The sequence below is a fragment of the Proteus sp. G2674 genome, assembly GCF_009915195.1.
In the GTDB taxonomy this organism is placed as follows: domain Bacteria; phylum Pseudomonadota; class Gammaproteobacteria; order Enterobacterales; family Enterobacteriaceae; genus Proteus; species Proteus mirabilis.
This window is the reverse complement of sequence record NZ_JAABLS010000033.1, coordinates 30,198-52,151: the sequence shown is the minus strand read 5'-3', so window position 1 is coordinate 52,151 and position 21,954 is coordinate 30,198. Positions and strand designations below refer to the sequence as shown.

The 21,954-nt window shown below is 39.2% G+C and carries 19 protein-coding genes; 8 read left to right on the top strand and 11 right to left on the bottom strand.

The window, feature by feature from the left end:
- Nucleotides 1-105 precede the first annotated feature (105 nt).
- Together purB and GWI58_RS13915 are read left to right on the top strand one after the other, a co-directional pair.
- Entirely contained in the window at nt 106-1,473 is a 1,368-nt protein-coding gene (purB, locus tag GWI58_RS13920) for an adenylosuccinate lyase (protein WP_161769287.1), read from the top strand.
- A gap of 70 nt (nt 1,474-1,543) precedes the next feature.
- A complete protein-coding gene (locus GWI58_RS13915) occupies nt 1,544-2,923 on the top strand; it encodes an MmgE/PrpD family protein (RefSeq protein WP_004252118.1) in 1,380 nt (459 codons plus the stop codon).
- Between the two features lie 120 nt (nt 2,924-3,043).
- Here the strand turns inward: GWI58_RS13915 and GWI58_RS13910 are convergent, their stop codons facing one another.
- Nucleotides 3,044-3,952, bottom strand: coding sequence for a LysR family transcriptional regulator (locus GWI58_RS13910; RefSeq protein ID WP_004244494.1), 909 nt, complete (start codon nt 3,950-3,952; stop codon nt 3,044-3,046).
- A 263-nt stretch (nt 3,953-4,215) separates the two neighbouring features.
- Here GWI58_RS13910 and dinG point away from each other — a divergent pair, with 263 nt between their 5' ends.
- Entirely contained in the window at nt 4,216-6,324 is a 2,109-nt protein-coding gene (gene dinG, locus GWI58_RS13905; protein WP_004247579.1) for an ATP-dependent DNA helicase DinG, read from the top strand.
- A gap of 60 nt (nt 6,325-6,384) precedes the next feature.
- Here dinG and dps read toward each other — a convergent pair whose 3' ends face one another.
- Nucleotides 6,385-6,891 carry a DNA starvation/stationary phase protection protein Dps gene (gene dps / locus GWI58_RS13900; RefSeq protein WP_004244496.1) on the bottom strand — a complete coding sequence of 169 codons (507 nt, stop codon included), beginning with the start codon at nt 6,889-6,891 and terminating at the stop codon, nt 6,385-6,387.
- Nucleotides 6,892-7,168: 277 nt separating this feature from the next.
- Entirely contained in the window at nt 7,169-8,059 is an 891-nt protein-coding gene (rhtA, locus tag GWI58_RS13895) for a threonine/homoserine exporter RhtA (RefSeq protein WP_094959982.1), read from the bottom strand.
- 348 nt (nt 8,060-8,407) lie between these two features.
- On the opposite strand from rhtA, the gene GWI58_RS13890 reads away from it, so the two are divergent.
- Together GWI58_RS13890 and GWI58_RS13885 are read left to right on the top strand one after the other, a co-directional pair.
- Nucleotides 8,408-8,986: a TIGR00730 family Rossman fold protein gene (locus tag GWI58_RS13890; RefSeq protein WP_060557036.1), complete on the top strand. Its 579-nt coding sequence runs from the start codon at nt 8,408-8,410 to the stop codon at nt 8,984-8,986.
- A gap of 9 nt (nt 8,987-8,995) precedes the next feature.
- Entirely contained in the window at nt 8,996-9,460 is a 465-nt protein-coding gene (locus GWI58_RS13885; RefSeq protein ID WP_004244499.1) for a GNAT family N-acetyltransferase, read from the top strand.
- A gap of 63 nt (nt 9,461-9,523) precedes the next feature.
- On the opposite strand, the gene GWI58_RS13880 is transcribed toward GWI58_RS13885, so the two are convergent.
- From GWI58_RS13880 to moeA, 3 genes are all read right to left on the bottom strand, one after another.
- Nucleotides 9,524-11,224 (bottom strand): amidohydrolase, encoded by a 1,701-nt coding sequence (locus GWI58_RS13880; protein ID WP_046335115.1) that lies wholly within the window; start codon nt 11,222-11,224, stop codon nt 9,524-9,526.
- Between the two features lie 256 nt (nt 11,225-11,480).
- On the bottom strand, nt 11,481-12,248 hold the full coding sequence (moeB, locus tag GWI58_RS13875; RefSeq protein ID WP_036971803.1) for a molybdopterin-synthase adenylyltransferase MoeB: 768 nt from the start codon (nt 12,246-12,248) through the stop codon (nt 11,481-11,483).
- Nucleotides 12,249-12,253: 5 nt separating this feature from the next.
- Nucleotides 12,254-13,495 carry a molybdopterin molybdotransferase MoeA gene (moeA, locus tag GWI58_RS13870; RefSeq protein WP_094959984.1) on the bottom strand — a complete coding sequence of 414 codons (1,242 nt, stop codon included), beginning with the start codon at nt 13,493-13,495 and terminating at the stop codon, nt 12,254-12,256.
- Nucleotides 13,496-13,710: 215 nt separating this feature from the next.
- On the opposite strand from moeA, the gene GWI58_RS13865 reads away from it, so the two are divergent.
- The 3 genes from GWI58_RS13865 (at nt 13,711) to yeiB (ending at nt 16,849) form a co-directional block, all read left to right on the top strand.
- Nucleotides 13,711-14,880 (top strand): YbfB/YjiJ family MFS transporter, encoded by a 1,170-nt coding sequence (locus tag GWI58_RS13865; RefSeq protein ID WP_004244503.1) that lies wholly within the window; start codon nt 13,711-13,713, stop codon nt 14,878-14,880.
- 145 nt (nt 14,881-15,025) lie between these two features.
- Entirely contained in the window at nt 15,026-15,688 is a 663-nt protein-coding gene (folE, locus tag GWI58_RS13860; protein WP_004244504.1) for a GTP cyclohydrolase I FolE, read from the top strand.
- Between the two features lie 9 nt (nt 15,689-15,697).
- A complete protein-coding gene (gene yeiB, locus GWI58_RS13855) occupies nt 15,698-16,849 on the top strand; it encodes a DUF418 domain-containing protein YeiB (protein WP_094959985.1) in 1,152 nt (383 codons plus the stop codon).
- Here yeiB and sanA read toward each other — a convergent pair.
- The 5 genes from sanA to GWI58_RS13830 form a co-directional block, all read right to left on the bottom strand.
- On the bottom strand, nt 16,846-17,571 hold the full coding sequence (sanA, locus tag GWI58_RS13850; RefSeq protein ID WP_004244506.1) for an outer membrane permeability protein SanA: 726 nt from the start codon (nt 17,569-17,571) through the stop codon (nt 16,846-16,848). The genes yeiB and sanA overlap by 4 nt on opposite strands.
- Before the next feature lie 134 nt (nt 17,572-17,705).
- Nucleotides 17,706-19,403: an NAD-dependent malic enzyme gene (locus tag GWI58_RS13845; RefSeq protein ID WP_004244507.1), complete on the bottom strand. Its 1,698-nt coding sequence runs from the start codon at nt 19,401-19,403 to the stop codon at nt 17,706-17,708.
- Between the two features lie 214 nt (nt 19,404-19,617).
- The gene (gene cdd / locus GWI58_RS13840; protein ID WP_004247586.1) at nt 19,618-20,502 is read right to left on the bottom strand and encodes a cytidine deaminase; all 885 of its coding nucleotides are present in this window, start codon (nt 20,500-20,502) and stop codon (nt 19,618-19,620) included.
- Between the two features lie 215 nt (nt 20,503-20,717).
- Complete coding sequence (locus tag GWI58_RS13835; protein WP_004247587.1) at nt 20,718-21,419, bottom strand: CidB/LrgB family autolysis modulator; 702 nt, start codon at nt 21,417-21,419, stop codon at nt 20,718-20,720.
- Entirely contained in the window at nt 21,413-21,880 is a 468-nt protein-coding gene (locus GWI58_RS13830; protein ID WP_004247588.1) for a CidA/LrgA family protein, read from the bottom strand. Before GWI58_RS13830 ends, GWI58_RS13835 begins: the two co-directional genes overlap by 7 nt.
- Nucleotides 21,881-21,954: the final 74 nt, after the last annotated feature.

The following is a 21,954-nucleotide window of genomic DNA, read 5'->3' as shown; positions in this document are numbered from 1 at the left end:
AAAGTGTTTTTATTAAAATTCTATTGCATAAATAAAGTAACAAGCTAACAACTCGTTTTCTTTTAAAAACGATTTTTTATTATTCTTTTAACAGGGGAAATAATTATGGGAACTAGTGTGTTTGATTCTGTTTTATTAAAAAACTTATGGTCAACAGAAGAAATGAGAACTATTTTTTCTGACAAAACTAGAATGCAAAATTGGCTTGATTATGAAGCAGCATTAGCAATAGAACAAGCTGAGCTTGGTTTAATTCCTCAAAAGGCGGCTGAGGTTATTGTACAGAGTGCAAAACTTGAAAAATTAGATATGGATTATGTATTAGAACAAGTTCGTCTTACTCGACATCCATTAGTACCTACTATTCGAGGCTTAGAATATGCTTGTTCTGAACATTATGGAGAATATGTTCATTTTGGGCCGACAACACAAGATGTTATTGATACAGGCTTAGTGCTACAACTTAAAGCTGCTCATCAAACTTTTTTACGTGATATTAAAATATTAGGTCGTTCATTACTTTCTTTAAGTGAAAAACACCGCAATACACCTATGGTTGGACGCACTTTAGCGTTACAAGCGTTACCAATCACATTTGGGCATAAAACAGCAATTTGGTTGACAGAGTTAGCGCGTCATTATCAACGACTTAAAGAGGTGGAACCTCGTCTATTTGTTGGCAGTGTAGTCGGTGCTGTCGGGACTAAAGCTTCTTTAAGCGATAAAGCTGATGAATTAGAAAAACGCGTATTAAAACGCTTAGGATTAGGTATACCGGAAATCTCATGGCAACCAGCACGTGATAGATTTAGTGAATATGGTATGTTAATTGGATTAATTAGTGGAACGTTAGGGAAAATAGCTAACGAGATCTTAATATTAGCACACAATGAAATTGATGAGCTTTCAGAGCCTTTTGGTAAAGGGCAAGTTGGCTCTTCAACTATGCCACATAAACGCAATCCAGCTATTGTTGAAAATGCCGCCTGTGTAAGTAATACCTTAAAAGCTAATCTTTCTGTATTAACGGATATGATGAAACATCAACATGAACGTGATGGTGCTATCTGGAAGATGGAGTGGAAGATTATGCCAGAAATGTGTCTGATGTTATCTGTTATCTTGGATAATATGAAAACAGTACTAGGTGGGCTAAATGTTCATATTGAAAAAATGCGTCACAACATGGATATCTTAGGTGGGTTTATGTTAGCAGAACGTGTGATGTTTGCTCTGTCCGATAAAGCAGGCAAACAAACTGCTCACGAAATTGTGTATGAAGCGTCAATGTCTGGACAAGAAGAGGGGATTACTTTCGTAGAAGCTATTAATCGTGATACTCGTATTCGTGACCATATTTCACAAGAAGAGTTAAATGCTTTGCTAGATCCAACTACCTATGTTGGTAATGCTCCTGAGCAAGTTGATCGTGTAGTCGCTCAAACAAAAGCTTCCGGCTGGTTAAATGATTAATTGATGGAATGAAATCTCATAAAAAGCCAGTGATAACTGGCTTTGTTATTATCAGCATTGAGGTATTTATATGACATTGAGTCAGCATGTAGCTAATTTTATTACTACAACGACATTTTCACAGCTTCCAACGCAACTGATAGCTCGAGCCAAATTACATTTATTAGATACATTAGGTGTAGCACTTGCAGGGAGTACACAATCTAGCTCGAAACAAGGACGTCATGGGATTACTCTTTTACCCGATAGCCAAGGTAAGATCCCCATTTGGGGAAGTATGCAGACAGCTAATACCACTGCAGCAGCCTTAGCCAATGGTATTGCTGCACATGCATTAGATTTCGATGATACACATACTGATTCTATTACTCACGGTAGTGCTGTATTAACACCGATAGCTTTTGCGTTAGGGGAAACATTAAACGCCTCAAATGAAGAAATATTAACGGCTTGGGTTATTGGTTGGGAAGTTGCTGCACGGGTTGGTTTAGCGAGTCACAGTGGTTTCCATCAACGTGGATTTCATGCAACGGCGATTGCTGGGATCTTCGGTGCAACAGCATGTGCGGCTTCATTATTAAAACTTACGTCACAGCAGGCGGTAAATGCGTTAGGACTAACGGCAAGTCAAGCAGCGGGTATCGCTGAATATCTGACTAATAGCTCATCGGCAAAATGTTTTCATGCCGGATGGGCCGCTCAATCCGGTATTATTGCAGCCTCGTTAGCTAAAGGGGGAATGACTGGGCCTGAGACAATATTTGAAGGGCGATACAGTATTTATCATACTCATGGGATCAGCGAGCAAGCGATCCCTGAACAAGTTGCACAAGGATTAGGTGAACAATGGGAGTTTTTAAATGTTTCAATAAAACCTTATCCGGTTTGCCATTTTGCTCATGCTACTGTTGATTGTGGACGTCGTTTACTTAAAAGAGGGATCAGTGCGGAAGAAATTGAACAAGTAGAATGTGTGATTGATCCAGTTGCTGCTGCATTAATTTGTGAGCCACTCGAAACAAAATGGGCGCCAAAAACAGCTTATGGGGCAAAATTTAGCTTACCTTGGTTATTTGCTATTGGTTTTTTGGATAATGCGTTAACTTTATCATCGCTTTCAGCGGAAAACTTACAGCGTAACGATATCCAACTATTGGCGAAAAAAGTGAGCTATCGTTATCCATCAGAAAATGAAATTCCCTTTCCGAGCTATTTTCCTGGATTAATCTTTGTTAGATTGAAAAATGGGCAACAATTAACTGAAAGGATCGATATTCAGTATGGTAACCCTGAAAATCCGATGGTTGATACGGATGTAATAGCGAAGTTTTATGATAATGCCAAGTGTGTAATGAAAAAGACACAAGCTGATCAACTGATTGAAAATATAATGAATTTTGAAAATATACCTATTTCATTACTTACACAATTATTACGGGTAGAGGCATAACTCTTTTATCTGCATCCACAGGGACAAGATAATGAATCTGATACCTTTTGTTTAAATGAGTTGCACCTGATAAATGGCACTGACAATTTATTGTAGTGCCATTTTTGTTTCCTTAATGAGTTAGTGGTTTTGAAGGGTAATATCTGCGTGATTAATGACTTCATTCTGCTCATTTTTTAATGAATCAAATAGTATCTGAGCTGCTTTACTCGGGCTATTGGCATTAAGATAAAGGTTATAACGAATAGCAGGTAATGGCGGTAATCCCTCTTTTTCACCCAAAATACGTAAATCATCACCAGAAAGCTCGATAGAGCGTGCCATTATACCTAAACCAGCACGAACGGCCGCTCTGGCACCAGATAAGGTGGTGGCAATATAGGCAATGCGCCAGCGAATATTTTGTTGATCAAGGTGATTTATCATCATATCACGGTAAGTACTTGGTTCATCAAGAACCACTAAAGGTAACGGTTCGTCAAGATCAAATCTAAAATGTTTACCGCAATACCATAACGAAGGCGATACGCGTAAGACAATTTTAGGGTAACCGACATGCTCTTCTGTAGAAATGGCTAAATCGACCTCATTATTTTCCAACATTGACATTAAAAAAGGGCTACGTTTAACAATAATCTCCATAATTAAACGAGGATAAGCACCTGAAAAACGAGCAAGTAGATCGGGTAAGATTGTGTTTGCTGTATCATCGGGAGAGCCAATCTTTAATATTCCATCAATTTCTTCATGCAATAAAGATAAACATGCTTCATCATTAATGCGCAAAATCCGCCGAGCATAATTAAGCAGTTGAGTGCCTGCTTCGGTTAATGTTTTATTTCTCCCTTGTCGAGCAAAAAGCTCTTTACCTATTAATGACTCAAGGCGTTGCATTTGTTGGCTGACTGCAGATTGTGTTCGGCAAACTGATTCAGCGGCTGCGGCAAAGGTGGAACCATCGGCAACAGCAACAAAAGTTCTGAGTAGGTCTAACTCTAAATTAAAAATAGGGCGCTTTGCAGAAGTCATTTTATTATCTCTTAATTGGTGTTGTGGTGCGAAATAAAACGCAAGAGGTATTATTTTTATAAAGGTTAATAAAGTTCTTTTTAATTGGCATACCGCTCTCTTTCATACTATGAAGAGTTGGATCAATAATCTATAACACCGCTCAATAAATTCGTAGGGTTACGCAGTATTTGATGAAAAAGGCGAGTAAGTGCAGCTGACTACTGATTTTTATACAGTGTTATGCGACAATAACGCTTATTTTAATGACAAATAGAGTAGTTATGTCCCTTTCTCAATCTGTAAAAATGCAAATCAGCCAATGGTATAAAGCATTACCTGAGCATATTGAAGGCTTTATTCCACGAGCGCCTCAGCGCGAAATGATTGCTGAAGTTGCGAAGACATTTTCTGATGAAACGGGGCGACATCTAATTATTGAAGCGCCTACAGGAGTAGGTAAAACACTCTCTTATCTTATTCCTGGTATTGCTATCAGTCGGGAAGAGAAAAAACCACTGATTATCAGTACGGCGAATGTGGCGCTACAAGATCAAATTTACAGCAAAGATCTGCCTTTACTAAAAAAAATTATTCCAGACCTGACTTTTACTGGGGCTTTTGGGCGAGGTCGTTATTTATGTCCCCGTAATTTAGAGGCAATTTGTGCAACAGAAGGTGAGCAAATTGATTTAATGTTCTTGCTGGAAGATAAAGTTGATGTCGCAACCAGTGCGGAAAGGGAGATTTGCCAAGAGTTAAAGCACGATTTTACCAGCTTTGGTTGGGATGGTTTGCGTGATCACCATAAACGAGCATTAACGGATAGTTTATGGCGCAAGATTAGCACAGATAAAATGAATTGCTTAGGTCGTAATTGCCAATACTATCATCGCTGTCCTTTTTTTCTGGCCCGTCGAGAAATAGACGAAGTTGATGTGGTTATCACCAATCATGCTCTTGTGATGGCTGCGATGGAAAGTGAATCGGTGTTACCTGATGCAAAAAATATCTTATTAGTGTTAGATGAAGGGCACCATATTCCTGATGTTGCTAGAGATGCGCTTGAAGTTGAAGGGGAAATAACCTTATCGGCATTAAATATGCAACTTGATAATATGACTCGTCATGTCAGCCAATATTTAGCACAATTTATCCCAGTCAAACCACCCAAATTAGCCGATCCCATTCGTTTTGATGCTCATATTGCAAAAATGCGCGAAGCCTATCAAGACGTTGAACATTTTACCCGCGCGTTATTGCCTGAGCGCAGTGAAAATGATGAATATTTATTTCCCTTAGGTCAATTACCTGAACAATTACTGTTATGTTGCCAAGACTTATTTAAGCTAACCGATGGTTTAAAAATGTTAGGTGAGTCGATTCTTAACGACTTAACTGAGCGAACAGCAAAAGAAGATGTTGTACGTTTACATCGCGCGATTTTAACCACTAGCCGAATGGTTGGTTATCTGGAAAATATGGCAAAATTATGGCGACTTGCGACATTAGAGCAGACATCAAAAGCACCCGTCTCGAAATGGCTTACTCGTCGTTATGATAAAAAGCAGTCACATCTCTATTTACATTGTGCTGGTATTCGCGTTAGTGAACAGTTAACACAATTATTATGGAAAAATATTCCTCATGTGGTGATCACTTCTGCCACACTACGTTCATTAAACAGTTTTTCGCGTATTCAAGAGCTTACAGGACTAAGCGAACACTTTGATGATCGTTTTATTACCTTGTCATCGCCTTTTACACATGAAAGGCAAGGGAAACTCGTTATCCCTAAAATGCGTTATGAACCGACAATGGCGAATGAAAAAGCGCATTTAAAAGAGATGGCACGCTATTTTCGTCAAGGAATGGTAGAAAACCACCATCGAGGGCAATTAGTATTATTTAGTAGTCAACGGGCGATGGAAGGGTTTTTAGAGGAAGTTAAAGATCTACGTTTGAGTCTCTTAGTCCAAGGAGATCAACCGCGCTATCGTTTAGTGGAGACACATTGTAAGCGTATTGATGCGGGTGATAATAGTGTATTAATTGGGCTACAATCTTTTGCTGAAGGGCTAGATTTAAAAGGTGACTATTTAACGCAAGTACATATTCATAAAATTGCTTTTCCACCTGTTACTGATCCGGTTATTGTGACGGAAGGGGAATGGTTAAAATCACTGAAACGTTATCCTTTTGAAGTGCAAAGCTTACCAAGTGCATCATTTAATTTGATCCAGCAAGTTGGGCGTCTTATTCGTAGCCATCATTGCCATGGTGAAGTTGTTATTTATGATAGACGTTTATTAACGAAAAACTACGGTTCACGGCTATTAACCGCGCTACCTGTCTTTCCTATTTATCAGCCAGATATACCTAAAACAGAATAATAAAAAGGCTACCTATATTGGTAGCCCTTTTCAGTAAGAAACATGTGATTAAGTAAGCAATTAGTTTTCAATATTTGCTTCAATAAACCATAAGAATTTATCTAGATCACGGGATGCAGCGGTAAACATATCAGCAGTATCTTCATCTTCAACTTCATCAATCGCTTTACGAATATCATTAGCGACTACCGCATAGCGATCAGCCAATGCTTTAAGGTGATCTTGCACATCATGAATATCGAGTGGATAGGCTTTTAAAGGTGTTTTTTTACTGACAGTTTGTGGTGTACCAAGGACTGTGCCACCTAATTGTACTAAACGCTCAGCAAACTCATCAGTATGTTCATTGATGGTATCACGGAAACCATCTACCATTTCGTGTACGGCAATAAAGTTTCTACCGCGCATATTCCAGTGTGCTTGTTTGGTAATGAGAGACAAATCGATAAACTGAGTCACCATTTGCTGCAGTAGTTCGATAGTATGCAGTTTAACACTGTCATCAACATTATTACGGGTATAAAGCAGGGCTGAAGGTGTGGATTTGACTAATTTAGCAGTACTCATAATCGTTCTCCCTAAATAATTAATAACTCAATATCTTAATTTCTGTTAATTATGATAGTGGATTATTAATGGTTAGTCTTATCGCTTGCTACTATTAAATTGATAGGGCATTACTAATAAAAATGTCATCTATCGAAATAGCCTATTTAGAATAAGACAATATGCTTAAAATAGCAATGTTAGGGAAGTAAAGTTATTATTTAATAAGTAAAAAGAGATCAACAGATCTCTTTTCATTTAATATTTTATTTATTAATAAGTTAAACTGTATAAATATTTATTCTACTTTTTCAATTTTGGTTTTTCTTTTCATGGTTGCAGTGGAACCAATTGACGCTAACACAATAAATGCCAACGCAACCCATTGTATTAACGTTAAATGTTCATGTAAGAAAATAATACCAATAAAAGCCCCCATACAAGGCTCTAAACTCATCAATGTCCCAAAGGTTTTTGCCGGTAAACGGGTAAGTGCAATCATTTCCAAAGTATAAGGAAAAGCGGTAGACAAAATCGCAATAGCTAATCCAATAGGTAATATAGACCAACTAAAAACTAGCTCAGGGCTACTTTGTAGCATACCAATAGGGAAAAAGATAAAGGCGGCGATAAGTGAGCCAATAGAAACTGTCGCTGCGCCATAGCCTTTTCCTGCACGTTGTCCGAAAACAATATACAGTGCCCAACCGATACCCGCACCTAATGCATATAAAATGCCTAGGGGATCGAGTCCGTGAATATTATCCCCAATCGGCAGTAATAACCCTAATCCAGCAATCACTAAGATTATCCATAAAAAATCGATTGCTCTGCGTGAAGAAAACATCGCTACCGCAAGCGGTCCCGTAAACTCAAGTGCTACTGCAATACCTAATGGAATAGTTTCAAGAGCCAAGTAGAATAAGTAGTTCATTGCCCCTAATGATAAACCATATAAAAATAGTGGCATTATGGCACTACGAGAAAAGCTTAGACGCCATGGTTTAAAAATAAAAAACAGGATCAGAGTACCTAAAAAAAGGCGTAATGCTGTGACTGCGGGGGCGCCAATAACAGGAAACAGGCTTTTTGCCAATGATGCGCCACTTTGTATTGATAGCATAGAAAGAAGCAAAAGAAGCACAGGGTAGAACACCTGTAATTTAGCTGAGTGTCTGGCTGACAACATCCTGAAAAACCTCGTCAAAAGTAAAACGTTGAGTACTCTGTTATCCTATATAACAAAGGATCACATAATATAAAGTAAATTTGTGATTTTTAATATAGTTATTTATTAATTATTTATTAATAACACAACTTAAATTATTTTAGTTTAGGGATAGTTTAATAATATTAAAATATATTTGGAAAATACAGTAAGGATGAATAAAAACAATCAAATTAAATGTGTATTATTAATAAAACAAACAGAGAGATATATTATAAAAGTGATAAAATAATTTTTTTTGACCTTTTTTATAACTGAGGGGTTCAGTATAATTTTTCACTTGTTTTAACTAGCTAAAGAGAATTAAAAATGAATAAAATAAAGTCTATTGCCGTGTATTGTGGTTCAAGTTTAGGCGCTTCACCAATTTATAAACAACAAGCGATTCTTTTTGCTAAAGAGCTGGTTAAACGTAATATCACTTTAGTTTATGGTGGTGCTAGTGTAGGAATTATGGGCACGCTCGCGGATACCGTTTTACAGGAAGGGGGTAAAGTTATTGGTGTGATCCCAACGTTATTAGAAGGGCGTGAAATCTCACATAAAAATCTGACAGAGCTCCATGTCGTTGAAACTATGCACCAACGTAAAAGTAAAATGATTGAACTCGCGGACGGCTTTGTGGCACTACCGGGTGGTTTTGGCACATTAGAAGAGTTCAGTGAAGTGTTTACTTGGAGCCAAATTGGCCTTCATCAAAAGCCATTAGGTCTATTTAATATTAATGATTTTTATCAGCCATTACTGACTATGATAGATAAAATGGTAGATGAAAAATTCTTACATGAAAAATATCGTCATATGGCGATTGTTGAGCAATCACCTATCCAGTTATTAGATAAATTTGAAAGTTATATTGCCCCTTCGATTAAAACCTACGATAAATAAAGGTAGAGCATGATAACCATAAGAAAAGCTGTACTTTCTGATGTTGAGCAGATTAATACCCTGTATGGCTATTTATTTGCTGAGATGGCGAAATTACAGCCAGAAAGATTAAAACCGGGTAAACAAGATGAAGCATTTATTATTAATGGCATTAAAAATGATAAATTTCATCTGTTAGTGGCTGAGTTAGAACAGAAAATTGTCGGTTTTACTATTGCCCAAATACAAGAGACACCGCTATTTAACTGTTTAGTACAGCGTAAATATGCTTATATTTTTGATATTGTTGTTGACCCTTCTGTTCGTGGACAAGGGGCAGGGGCATTGTTGCTAAATGCCATGAAGGCGTGGGCCAAACAACAAAAAATGACCCACCTAGAGCTTTCCGTATTGGCTGAAAATGCCGATGCTAAACGTTTTTATCAGCGAGAAGGGTTAAAAGAAGTCAGTACCGTGATGGGTATTGCTTTGTAAGTTTCGCTTAATCATGGCAAAAATAAACCCGCTGAGTGCGGGTTTATTAATTATGTTATTCAGCTAAATTGTGGGTTTCCCCGCAATTATCGTACACAATACCCTGACATTTTCAATATCTTCTGCCGATATTTCAAACAAGTTTCTATCTAAGACAATAAAATCGGCGAATTTTCCTACTTCTAATGAACCAATCTGTTTATCCATATCTAGTGCATAAGCGGCATTAATGGTGGCGGCTCGTAATACTTCGATTAAGGTGAGATTGCGATCATTATCTAAACGTGGCTGAGAGGGATCTTTTTGTCGAGTCATGGCAACTTTAAAGTCATACCACTCATTTAATGGATCAATCGGCCAATCACTGCCAAATGCGACAGTCACTCCCGCATCAATAAATTTACCGGCGGTTTCTAGATATTGGCAACGTGCTTTGCCTAACATTTCAAGATCTTTATCAATATTATGTTGCTCTACGCCAGCCCATTGAAAGGAGAGAAAAGGGTAGGTATTTAATTGGGCAAAGCGCGCATAATCTTTTTCACACATTAATTCGTTATGCGCAAGGCCGGGGCGAATATCTTTTTCTGGCAAGGCTTTGCGCATTTCACTAATGGCGTCAAGTGCGACACTAATAGCCCCTTCAGCGACGGTATGAATATGAGGATGATAACCTGCACGGCTAATCTCAGTGACTAATGGCGTCAAGATTTCAGGTGAAAAATAGAGATCGCCAACATGCTCTGAATCTTGCCAATGAGGCGTTTCATCCGTACCGACATTAATACGATAAGGGGCGTGTAAACGGGCTGTCATAATCGGCGCTTGTAATACACCATCAAGAAAAAGCTTAATATGGCGAATAGCGACACTGGGTTGCGCGCCTTGGCTGATTTGATGCCAGTGAGAGAATCGTGTTATTGCTTGTTGTACAGCATGAGGAATAGCTGCAATATCAGCCACATCATCAGGGGTAATTTCAACCGCATTCTCAACACGAACCGTTAATTCACCCGCTTCTCGCAAGGTATTAAAGGCACGTAATTGTGGCTCACCAACACGTGCATCCATGATAGTCGTTACCCCTTGTTGATTGAGCAACTTTTGTACATGGCGTGCGATTTGTAGATTTTGCTCTGCCGTTAAAGGCGGTAGACTATCAATAGCCTGCATAGCTGGCGCATCTTCAAGAATACCAATAGGTGTTCTATCCCCATCACGTTCAATATTGCCATCAGGGGGATCGGGGGTTTCAGCCGTAATATTTAATAATTCTAGTGCGCGGGAATTTGCTAATACGCTATGACAATCACTAGAAAAAAGTAAGATAGGACGAGACGTATTTAAGCTATCAAGGTGATAACGCGTCATTTGTATCCCTTCCGGTTGCATCCCTTCACGATACCATGCTGACACTTTCAACCAAGCTGTATCACTATCGATGGGATCAGCATCAAGATAGCGTTGGATACGCGATAGAATTTCATCGATTGTTAAGGAGAGATAATCAAGGTGACAACCTGCTAATGTGGCTCCCCCCCAAAATGGATGCATATGAGCATCAATAATGCCGGGCATCACCATTTTCTTCTGTAAATCGATATGCTGTGTTTTTTCATTACAGTAAGCAAGTAAATTCGATTTTGTGCCTGTTGCAATAATAATGCCTTGGGAAATAGCGATAGCTTCGACGAAATTGTTACTATTATCAGCGGTATAGATTAGGCCGTTATAATAGAGTGTGTCTGCAATTTGAAATGTCATTCTTCTACCTTGTATAGCTTTTTTGGCGATGATGGCTAATTTTCGGTACTAATCGGGCATCCTATGAAGTTTTGATGCGGGCGGTCATATTAGAATTAAATGACGCTCAATACTACCTGCGTGTTACATTGATTTAACTAACTGTTTTATCAACGGGCGAAAATAATAGGATAAACCGCATAGAATACCACTATATGGAAGAGAATAAGGTAAGCAGAACCGATAGCTACTTACCCTATTAAAATATTAGAAGGGGTCAATTATCGGGCAAATTAGCCGCACATACATCACAGTGTGGATTTTTAGGTAACTTAAATTCACGAAATTGCATCCGCATAGCGTCAAATATTAATACTTTGCCATGTAAAGTTTCACCATAACCAGTGAGTAATTTGATGGCTTCAATGGCCTGTAAAGTGCCAATAGTACCCACAACAGGGGCCATAATACCCGCTTCAACACAAGTTAGTGCATTATCACCAAAAAGATGACTTAAACAGCGATAGCAAGGTTCATCATCTTGATAGGTAAAGACGCTAATTTGGCCTTCCATACGAATGGCTGCACCAGATACTAAGGGTTTTTTCTGCACAAAACACAGTCGATTTAGTTGTTCGCGGATAGTGACATTATCTGTGCAATCCATTATCAGATGATGTTGGCTGATTAATTCAGCCAGTGCTTTATCTTCAAGTAGTGCATCAACCGTATCTATCTGTACATGGGGATTAATCGCGTTTAATGTTGTTTTAGCTGATAAAACTTTCGGCTGACCAATGGTGCTATCGCGGTGTAGGATCTGGCGTTGAAGATTGGACAGTGAAACGGTATCAAAATCTAATAGTGTCAGTTTGCCAACACCTGCGGCAGTAAGATATTGCGATACACTACAGCCTAATCCCCCAACACCGACAATCAATACAGAAGCACCTTTCAGTGCTTCTTGACCGTCAAAATCAAAGCCTCTTAACACAATTTGGCGATTATAACGCAGCGTTTCTTCATCGGTTAATTCTATACTCATAAACACTATTCGCTTTTTAGCAGAGGATTAAATAACTCAATAGTGACGGTTTCACCCGCTGCAACTTTACCACGCTCTCGCTCTAAGACGATAAAACAGTTTGCCACACTAAAGGAGCTATATACGTGAGAGCCTTGATGTCCCGATGTTGTTACTTGCCATTCACCATTTTCATTAATACTGGCGATACCGCGTTGGAAATCCAGACGACCGGCAGATTTTTTTAATGGTGAACAGGTTTTAGCATGGAAACGCTGTGGTGCTCGCCACTGACTAAAACCAGATAAACGGGCAATTAAAGGCTGTACTAATTGGTAGAATGTCACTGTTGCTGATACAGGATTACCCGGTAATCCGCAGAACCAAGCATTATGTAAGCGACCAAAAGCAAAAGGTTTACCCGGCTTAATGGCTAATTTCCAAAAACCAATCTCGCCTATTTCATCTAAAATTTGTTTAGTATAGTCCGCTTCACCCACAGAAACTCCGCCACTGCTAATCACTAAATCCGCTTGTGCATCAGCGGTTTTAAAGGTTTCTCGCAGTTTTTCTGGCGAATCTGGAATAACGCCTAAATCAAGCACATCACAATCTAATTTTTCCAACATTAAGCGTACGGCAAAGCGGTTAGTATCATAGATTTGCCCCGCTTTTAATGGTTGGCCAATAGTTTGCAACTCATCACCCGTTGAAAATACGGCCACTTTTAATTTGCGGTAAACATTAATATTGGCAATACCGAGTGAAGCAATAAGAGGTAACTGTGCTGTAGAAAGTTTTGTTCCTGCGGGTAAGACGATATCGTTTTGTTTTATATCCTCACCAATACGACGAATATTTTGTCCAAGTTTGGCCGGATGTGGAAAAAGAATACCGTTGTCAGTCACTTGTGTTTCTTCTTGCATAATAACGGTATCGACACCTGCGGGTATCATGGCTCCGGTCATGATACGAACACATTGTCCTTGTGGTAATTCACCTTCAAAAGGGACTCCAGCAAACGCTTTGCCTGCAATAGGTAAAGGAGATTGAGTGTTTAGATCCGTATAGCGTACACCGTAACCATCCATGGCAGAATTATCGAAAGGAGGTACATTGAGTGGTGAAGTGATGTGCTCACTTAAGATATAACCTGCTGCCTTATGCAAAGGGATACTAAGGGTATCTGTGATTGCCACCGGTTTTTCAAGTAATTTTTCTAGCGCCTCATCAAGGGATAACAAACCGCTAACCTGACATTGACTCATTGTATACTCCAAAATCTATCGAAATGTGCTGTTTTATTTCATGATACTAATCTATCACGATGAAGCACATCATGTTAGCGATCATCTCATCAGCAAAAAAAGAAAATATTACTCAACATAAAATGTTAACTATTTAAAACAAAACTGTTAGTTAATGTGTTAATAATATTGTTGTATTTTAAATGTAATAAATAACATCAATACAATGGAGCCTTATGAATACCTCAACCCACCCAAGCCATTCAGCACAAGCCTTTCATATCGCTTTTAGTGGTTTCCTTGCTTTAGTTGTTGCTATGGGGATAGGGCGTTTTACTTTTACGCCTCAAGTACCGCTAATGATTGCGGACACACAACTGACATTAACCAGTGCCAGTATTGTTGCTGCATTTAATTATCTAGGATATTTAGCTGGTTCATATGATGCGATGAAAGCAACTAAAGGTGTGGGCTATCGGCTTTGGGGGGGATTATGGGGAGCGGTGATCATTACACTGCTTAGTGCGGTACTTAATGATGCTTTAACTCATAGTATTGCCCGTTTTTTTATTGGTTGGGCAAGCGGTTGGACATTAGTGCTTGTTGCTTCGTGGGCAAATGAAGTATTAGCCCGTTTAAATCGCCCGGCATTAAGTGTGGCAGTCTATGCAGGAACAGGGGCGGGGATCTTTATTAGTGGCCTTCTTGCGGTATTCATTCTCAAGTGGCAGATGAGTGCGACAACAGGTTGGTTGATTTACGGTGTGTTGGCATTTATTTGTGCAATTTATGTGAGCTATCATTTACCCAAACCTTGGTCAATTAATCGTGAGCAAGTCAAAGTAGAGCCACTTATCTTAACGCCGGCGATGAAAAAATTGATTTGGGGTTATACCTTTGCGGGCTTTGGTTATATTTTACCTGCGACCTTTTTATCTCAAATGGCGACAGAACGTTTTCCCGGTAGCTTAGTTGCTCAATTTGTCTGGCCTATTTTTGGTGCTTCCGCAGCTTTATGTATTGGGATCGCGATACTGACACGTAATGTCCTTAATACACAATTACGATTGGCGATAACACTATGGTTGCAAGCACTGGGGATCATCATTGCCGAATGGCTACCCACAATTACAGGTCTTGCTATTGGCGCATTTTTAGTGGGGGGAGGGTTAATGTGCGCGGTGCAATTGGCATTTTTACGTGGTAAAGAGTTGGCACCTGATCATGCTCGTTATATGGCAGGATTATTAACAACATTTTATGCTATTGGACAGCTAGTTGGGCCTCTGGTTTCCTTCCTTTCAACGGCGTTAACGGGAAGACTAGAGCCGGCATTATATGTCGCCTTTGTGATATTGATCATCGGCGGTATTTTGGTTTGTATGAAAGAAAACAATAAAGGGTAAAACAATAAAAAATGACAAAAAAGCAATAATTTCATAACCAAAAATGCAGTATTGCTGGATAATGTGATTCAGCTCATCTAAAGTGTAACGGTTATCGTTGAATTAGGTAACAGAGACTTAATTAATGTGTTTATCGGAGAGTCCAATGTCATCAACATTAAGTAAAGAGGCGCAATGGGTACATGCCGCGTTAGTGGAGCGTGGTTTGGAAACGCCTCTTCGTGAGCCAAAACTTTCACCCAGTGAGAGTAAACAACAAATTAAACATCACATGACGGAAGTGATGAAATTGTTAAACCTAGATTTGAGTGATGACAGTTTAGCGGAAACGCCACATCGCATTGCGAAAATGTATGTTGATGAAATTTTTTCAGGCTTGGATTATCACAACTTTCCTAAAATCACCCTGATTGAAAATAAAATGCAGGTTGATGAAATGGTCACTGTTCGTGACATCACATTAACCAGTACTTGTGAGCACCATTTTGTCACTATTGATGGTAAAGCAACGGTTGCTTATATTCCTAAAGATAAAGTGATTGGTTTATCAAAAATTAACCGTATTGTGCAGTTCTTCGCACAACGCCCTCAAGTGCAAGAGCGTTTAACGCAACAAATATTGATTGCCTTACAAACGCTATTGGGGACGAAAAACGTTGCTGTCTCTATTGATGCCGTTCACTATTGTGTAAAAGCAAGAGGCATTCGTGATGCAACCAGTGCAACCACCACAACCTCATTAGGTGGACTATTTAAATCTAGCCAAAATACTCGCCAAGAGTTTTTGCGTGCTGTACGCCATCTTTGAGATGAATAAATGGAACAAAGTTCACGTCAACGCATCGACGCTTTAGATGCGTTGAGAGGAATAGCGATCCTTGGCATTTTATTACTCAATATCTCAGGTTTTGCCTTATTAAGAGTTGCCTCATTTAATCCTATGCATTCAGGAGAGGCGACTTTTGCGGACAAACTTACTTGGATGGGATTAAATTTATTTACCCAAGGAAAGTTTCTGTTTATTTTTGCGCTGCTATTTGGCGGAACACTTTATTTATTATCTCAACGCTCTGTTGCTTGGAACGTCTCTCGCCTAATTATTCTGGCATTAATCGGTATTATTCATACCCTATTACTATGGGAAGGGGATATCTTATTTCCTTATAGTATTTGCGGATTATTTGTTCTCTTTTTTATTAAAGCATTACCTATTAAGCGGCAATTTATCCTTGGGCTGCTGCTCTATTTATTTGGCGCGATTATTTTAGCTTTTTTATTTTATTACTATCGTGATTTTGTTGAAATAGTTTGGTATAGCTCTGACTATTCCGCCATGATAGAGACTAACTGGAAAACCGGAAACTATATAAATAGTATCTACTGGCGATTAGATGAACTGAGTGATTTTATTTTTAATTTAGTTCGTCAATATAGTTGGTTTTTAATTGGCGCCATGTTAATGGGGGCGGCGTTAATGGCATCCGGTTGGTTACAACGACGCTATTCACAGTCTCATTATGGTTTGATAGCGGTTTGTTTTTTAGTCATAAGTTTACTTTTCCAAGGGACGCTTGTTATTACCGATTATTATTTAGATTGGCATTATATGTGGTCTGCGGTAGTGGCTCAGCCTATCACCATGGTGATCCAAATTATTCAAAGCTTAGGTTATATTGCTTTACTCTATTGGGCATGGCCTTATATTCAACACAGTTTTATCGCCTATGCTTTACGTTGTGTGGGGAAAATGGCGCTTACCACCTATTTACTACAGAGTATTATTGGCACAACGCTTTTCCAGCGGATGGGGTTATTTAACCAATTTACCTTATTGCAGCTTATGCTATTTGTGATTGCCATTTGGGTGATAAATATTATCTTTGCCGTAACGTGGTTACGCTATTTTTCTCAAGGGCCAATCGAGTGGCTGTGGCGCCACTCGTCAACAGGGTTAGCTAAACGCTTTTAACTGTTTTTGCCATTGTTTAATGGCAACGCTTCTACCTCTTGTGGTGAAACCGCCGGATAGCCCTTAATATCATCAGGAATATTTTGTACAGCAGGTATCGCTTCTGGTGGACCTAGAAAACGCGGTTCACGTTTTAATATATAGAGATCGACAACCGCACCTGCTCTGGCTAAAACTTCACGTACACGCACCTTAAACATACTCTTCGGCGAAGCAACAGCAAAACACTGAGCATCAATGCCTTTTTCAAGGGCAATAAAGACGGCTCGTTCGCAATGGAAACGCTGAGTGATAATAGTAAAGCCATCTGTCCCAAACACTTCTTTTGTGCGTACTACCGAATCTAAAGTTCTAAATCCAGCAAAATCCATAACGATACGCGATGCAGGTATGCCTGCTTTAATTAAATCTTTACGCATCGTATTGGGTTCATTATAGCTATGCTGTGCATTATCTCCACTGAGTAACAGATATTGCACTTTGCCGCTGTTATAGGCATTAACAGCACCTTGAATACGATATTGATAAAATTGGTTAAGATAGCCTGTGGTGTAATATTTAGCAGTACCTAATACCATGCCTACTTTTTTGGCGGGTAGTTTATCTATATCTTCGAATATATAGGGGCTAGTTTTTACACCTATCCAGCGATCACAAGCAATTAATGCCACCGCAACTAAGATAAAAAGGGTCAAAAAGAGATAAATGAGGCGCTTTAGCATATCCTTGCCTTAATGACTCAGGGTTTTCTAATAGGTTAAAGGCTACTTGAGCACTAATTGGGAAGCAAGAAAAAAGCGCGCTATTAGTGATAATAGTGCGCTTTTCAGAATGAAACCTAATGATTTTAACTCAATTAGAATGACGTTCTCTTGTAAATACGGTATTCAGGCTCCCAATAGTTACGTTCAATCGCTTCTTCTAAAGCAGAATCAGACGTGACCGTTGCAACACCTTGCACCTGTGCTTCTTTGGCAACTTGTTTAGCAATATAACGTGAAACTTGTTGAATATCGGCTAATAAAGGTAATAGTGGGCCATCGCCTTCTTTTGCCATAGGCGAGCAATCGGCTAACGCACGGCTTGCAACCATTAACATGGCATCAGTAACACGCTTTGCACCACTTGCAATAACGCCAAGGCCAATACCTGGGAAGATGTATGAGTTATTGCATTGTGCAATAGGATACACTTTCTCTTTATAGGTGACTGGGGCAAATGGACTTCCTGTAGCAACAAGAGCTTGTCCATCAGTCCAATTAATAATATCTTCAGGACGCGCTTCAACACGAGACGTTGGGTTAGAAAGAGGCATTACGGTAGGACGTTCACAATGCTTATGCATTTCACGAATAATCTCTTCAGTGAAAAGTCCTGCTTGACCAGAAACGCCAATCAGAATGGTTGGCTTAGCATTTTTAACCACTTCTAACAGTGAAATTGCATCCGTTTCTGTTTGCCAATCGGCCAGCGTTTCGCTTTTTTGAATAAGCTTACTTTGGAAATCGAGTAAGTTTGGCAGTTTATCCGTTAACAAACCAAAACGGTCAACCATAAAGATACGTGCACGAGCTTGTTCGTCGCTTAGTCCTTCAGACTTCATTTGTGCAATAATTTGCTCTGCAATACCACAACCGGCTGAGCCTGCACCTAAGAAAGCGACAGTTTGATCTTTTAATTGACGCCCCGCAGCACGGCTTGCCGCAATTAGACTACCTAATGTCACAGCGGCAGTACCTTGAATATCATCATTAAAGCAACATAATTCATCACGATAACGATTTAATAACGGCATGGCATTTTTTTGTGCAAAATCTTCAAATTGCAGCAGTACATTTGGCCAACGACGTTTAACGGCTTGAATAAATTCATCGACAAATTCGTTATATTCATCTCCGGTAATACGTGGGTGGCGCCAGCCCATATAAAGTGGGTCATTTAAACGTTGTGGGTTATTGGTGCCAACATCCAGTACAACGGGTAAGGTATAAGCGGGGCTTATTCCACCACAAGCGGTATATAAAGAGAGTTTACCAATAGGAATACCCATACCACCGATACCTTGGTCACCTAAACCAAGGATACGCTCACCATCTGTGACCACAATCACTTTTACGTTTTGTTTGGTGGCGTTTTGTAGCATATCATCAATATTGGCGCGGTTAGGGTAAGAGATAAAAAGTCCACGCGCACGGCGGTAAATATCAGAGAAGTGCTCACAAGCTTCACCTACTGTGGGGGTATAAATGATGGGCATCATTTCAGTAAGGTGAGATTCCAACAGACGATAAAATAGCGTTTCATTGGTATCTTGGATATTTCTTAAATAGATGTGTTTATCGTTATCATTTTTAAAATCAAGATATTGACGGTAAGCGCGTTCCACCTGCTCTTCAATGGTTTCTACTGCCTCAGGCAGTAAACCATGAAGGTTAAAGGTGCTGCGTTCTTCTTCGCTAAAAGCACTACCTTTATTTAACAGGGGAAATTCAAGCAGGATTGGGCCTGCATACGGGATATAGAGAGGACGTTTACTTTCGTGTTCCAGTTCCATGAAAAATACTCTTGTAAGGCAGTTAGTCACATGACAAGTGTAGATCCTACAAAATAATAAAAATATGTACAGCTTATGTTATTTTTTTATGATTTTTCTGCTTAGAAATGAGAGATAGATACAATTGTTATGACTTTTTCTGATAAGCATCAGCAAAAATTTACATGCTGATGCTTTTTTATGAGGACAATTTAACAGTATAAGTTAAAAAATGTTACAAAGTGACACGCTGTATTTGGCGGCAACCTAAAGCTGTTAATGTTGCTTGTGTGGCATCCCACTGAGTTAATAGGCTGTCTGCTTTTTCAATTAATATTGCAGACTCAATATCCATAACATTTTCACCCGCCATATTTAATGCAATAAGTGCCGCTTGTAATGGTGGCATACTAGGATTGAATGCGGCATTTTCAGCATAACTACCTTGAAAGATCTTACCGCTTTTCATCTGTACAGCAATACCACTGTGAGAATGGCTGTAAGGGGCATGACTACGATTTATTGCTTGTAGTGCCTGTTGTGCTAGTTGGCTAGTGTTATCTATTTGATAACCGTGATTAACTTTATCCATCAGTAGGGTAGTGATATTGAGATCTTTAGGGCCAAAGCTATCAGGTAAGTAGTCACCTAAGGTTGCCACTTTTCGGCCTGGGAGATGGATTGCAATATGAGTGCCGCTATTTAGTTCGTTCATAAACTGACGACAATGACCACAAGGGGTATAGTTAACTGTGATGGCAACTAAACGAGACTCACCGCGTAACCAAGCATGTGTAACCGCACTTTGCTCTGCGTGTACTGTTTGTTGTAATGGGGCGCCAGCAAACTCCATATTTGCCCCAAAATAGAAGTGGCCGCTTTCACCACGAGCAATGGCACCCACATTAAAATGAGAGATAGGTGTCACAGCACAAGCGGCTGCAACAGGCAGTAATGCGAGGGCTAACTCATCATCATTACATTGTAACTGTGTTTTTAACGCATTAACTTGTTCTGCAGTGAACATTGCCGGAAATTCATCCTGCTCAAGATAAGGCGTAAGTGCTTGTTGTAATTGAGGGGATAAATCTGACCAAATTGCCTGAAAACGAGTATGCATATAGGTGTCTCCCATTAATCTTCTGCTATTGTAAGATTTTAGGCATCTTTACCTATTCTTATATGTGATTAAAATCATATTTTCAATGAAACCATTGCAACTGAATGATTAATTGGGAGATGCATCTCAAATTTATAGTAAATTGATTTTAGCATTAGCATAAAAAACCTTCGCTCTGAACGAAGGTTTTTTATGTGTTCTCTTGATTTAGCTAATTAGCTAAAAAGGTGCAAAATAAAAGGAAAAATAAAGGGTGCAGTAAGTGAAGTAATAATACCGCAAGTCATTAATGCTAATGAACTATATGCCCCTTCAATATAATCAATTTCAGCTGCTCTTGCGGTACCCACTGCGTGAGAGACTGTTCCCATCGCTAAACCACGAGAAGCGTGAGTTGGAATACGTAATATTTTAAATAGCGTATGACCAAAAATGGCACCTAAAATACCTACTGCAATAACACATGCAGCACTGATTGCAGGAATACCACCTATGGAATCCGCAACAGCCATTGCGATAGGGGTTGTTACCGATTTAGGCAAAATGGAGGCAGCAATTTCAGGAGTCGCGCCAGCCCATAATGCAATCGCTGTACCACTAGCCATGGCGGCGATACTACCAATAAAGCAGATACTAATTAACGATTTCCATTGTGCGCGTATTTGGTGTAATTGTTGATATAAAGGGATAGCTAAAGCAACAACAGCAGGTTGCAACAAGTCGTTAAGGATACGACTTCCGGCAAAATAATCCTCATAAGCGGTGTGTGTCACTAATAAAATAGGAATAATAACAACAATAGCAATCAATAACGGATTTAAAATAGGCCATTTAAATCGAGCCGCCAGTTTACGTGCTAAGTAGAAAATAATAAGTGTTAGCGGTAATGACCACCAAATATTCATTAATATTAACATTTTTTCTTCTCACTTAACGCTCTGTCGTCGTCTTGTTGTTCTGCTAATTCTACATCCTCTACTTTATCGGGTTTAGCACCGATAATAGGACGTTCACGATGCACGTAATGTGAGCAGTAAGCGACTAGCGCCATCACCGCAAAGGTACTGACAACACAGGCCAGAACAATAGGAAAGAGTTGTTGGCTTAATAAATTATAATAGTTCATTACACCCACCCCGATAGGAATAAAGAGCAATGACATATTTTTCAGTAAAATATTACCACCGGGTTTTACCCAACGTAATGGAATAAGCTGGAAGGCAAGTAAACCAAATAGAATAAGTAGTCCAACAATACTGCCCGGCACCGCGAAAGGTAATAAGGCTGAAATAAGATTACCGGCAAAAAGACAAAGATAAAGTATAAAAAATGATCGTATATAGTGCCAGATTGTGATCTGCACCCGCTTAGATTTCATAGATATGTGTCCTAAATCAACTGACGTATTTATCATACACCAATTTTCAAAGTGTGCTATGGATCACAATAAAA

Bases quoted from the DNA above. Each gene is read 5' to 3' on its own strand.
- purB (WP_161769287.1), top strand. From the start codon at position 106: ATGGGAACTAGTGTGTTTGATTCTGTTTTATTAAAAAACTTATGGTCA.
- GWI58_RS13915 (WP_004252118.1), top strand. From the start codon at position 1,544: ATGACATTGAGTCAGCATGTAGCTAATTTTATTACTACAACGACATTT.
- GWI58_RS13910 (WP_004244494.1), bottom strand. From the start codon at position 3,952: ATGACTTCTGCAAAGCGCCCTATTTTTAATTTAGAGTTAGACCTACTC.
- dinG (WP_004247579.1), top strand. From the start codon at position 4,216: ATGTCCCTTTCTCAATCTGTAAAAATGCAAATCAGCCAATGGTATAAA.
- dps (WP_004244496.1), bottom strand. From the start codon at position 6,891: ATGAGTACTGCTAAATTAGTCAAATCCACACCTTCAGCCCTGCTTTAT.
- rhtA (WP_094959982.1), bottom strand. From the start codon at position 8,059: ATGTTGTCAGCCAGACACTCAGCTAAATTACAGGTGTTCTACCCTGTG.
- GWI58_RS13890 (WP_060557036.1), top strand. From the start codon at position 8,408: ATGAATAAAATAAAGTCTATTGCCGTGTATTGTGGTTCAAGTTTAGGC.
- GWI58_RS13885 (WP_004244499.1), top strand. From the start codon at position 8,996: ATGATAACCATAAGAAAAGCTGTACTTTCTGATGTTGAGCAGATTAAT.
- GWI58_RS13880 (WP_046335115.1), bottom strand. From the start codon at position 11,224: ATGACATTTCAAATTGCAGACACACTCTATTATAACGGCCTAATCTAT.
- moeB (WP_036971803.1), bottom strand. From the start codon at position 12,248: ATGAGTATAGAATTAACCGATGAAGAAACGCTGCGTTATAATCGCCAA.
- moeA (WP_094959984.1), bottom strand. From the start codon at position 13,495: ATGAGTCAATGTCAGGTTAGCGGTTTGTTATCCCTTGATGAGGCGCTA.
- GWI58_RS13865 (WP_004244503.1), top strand. From the start codon at position 13,711: ATGAATACCTCAACCCACCCAAGCCATTCAGCACAAGCCTTTCATATC.
- folE (WP_004244504.1), top strand. From the start codon at position 15,026: ATGTCATCAACATTAAGTAAAGAGGCGCAATGGGTACATGCCGCGTTA.
- yeiB (WP_094959985.1), top strand. From the start codon at position 15,698: ATGGAACAAAGTTCACGTCAACGCATCGACGCTTTAGATGCGTTGAGA.
- sanA (WP_004244506.1), bottom strand. From the start codon at position 17,571: ATGCTAAAGCGCCTCATTTATCTCTTTTTGACCCTTTTTATCTTAGTT.
- GWI58_RS13845 (WP_004244507.1), bottom strand. From the start codon at position 19,403: ATGGAACTGGAACACGAAAGTAAACGTCCTCTCTATATCCCGTATGCA.
- cdd (WP_004247586.1), bottom strand. From the start codon at position 20,502: ATGCATACTCGTTTTCAGGCAATTTGGTCAGATTTATCCCCTCAATTA.
- GWI58_RS13835 (WP_004247587.1), bottom strand. From the start codon at position 21,419: ATGTTAATATTAATGAATATTTGGTGGTCATTACCGCTAACACTTATT.
- GWI58_RS13830 (WP_004247588.1), bottom strand. From the start codon at position 21,880: ATGAAATCTAAGCGGGTGCAGATCACAATCTGGCACTATATACGATCA.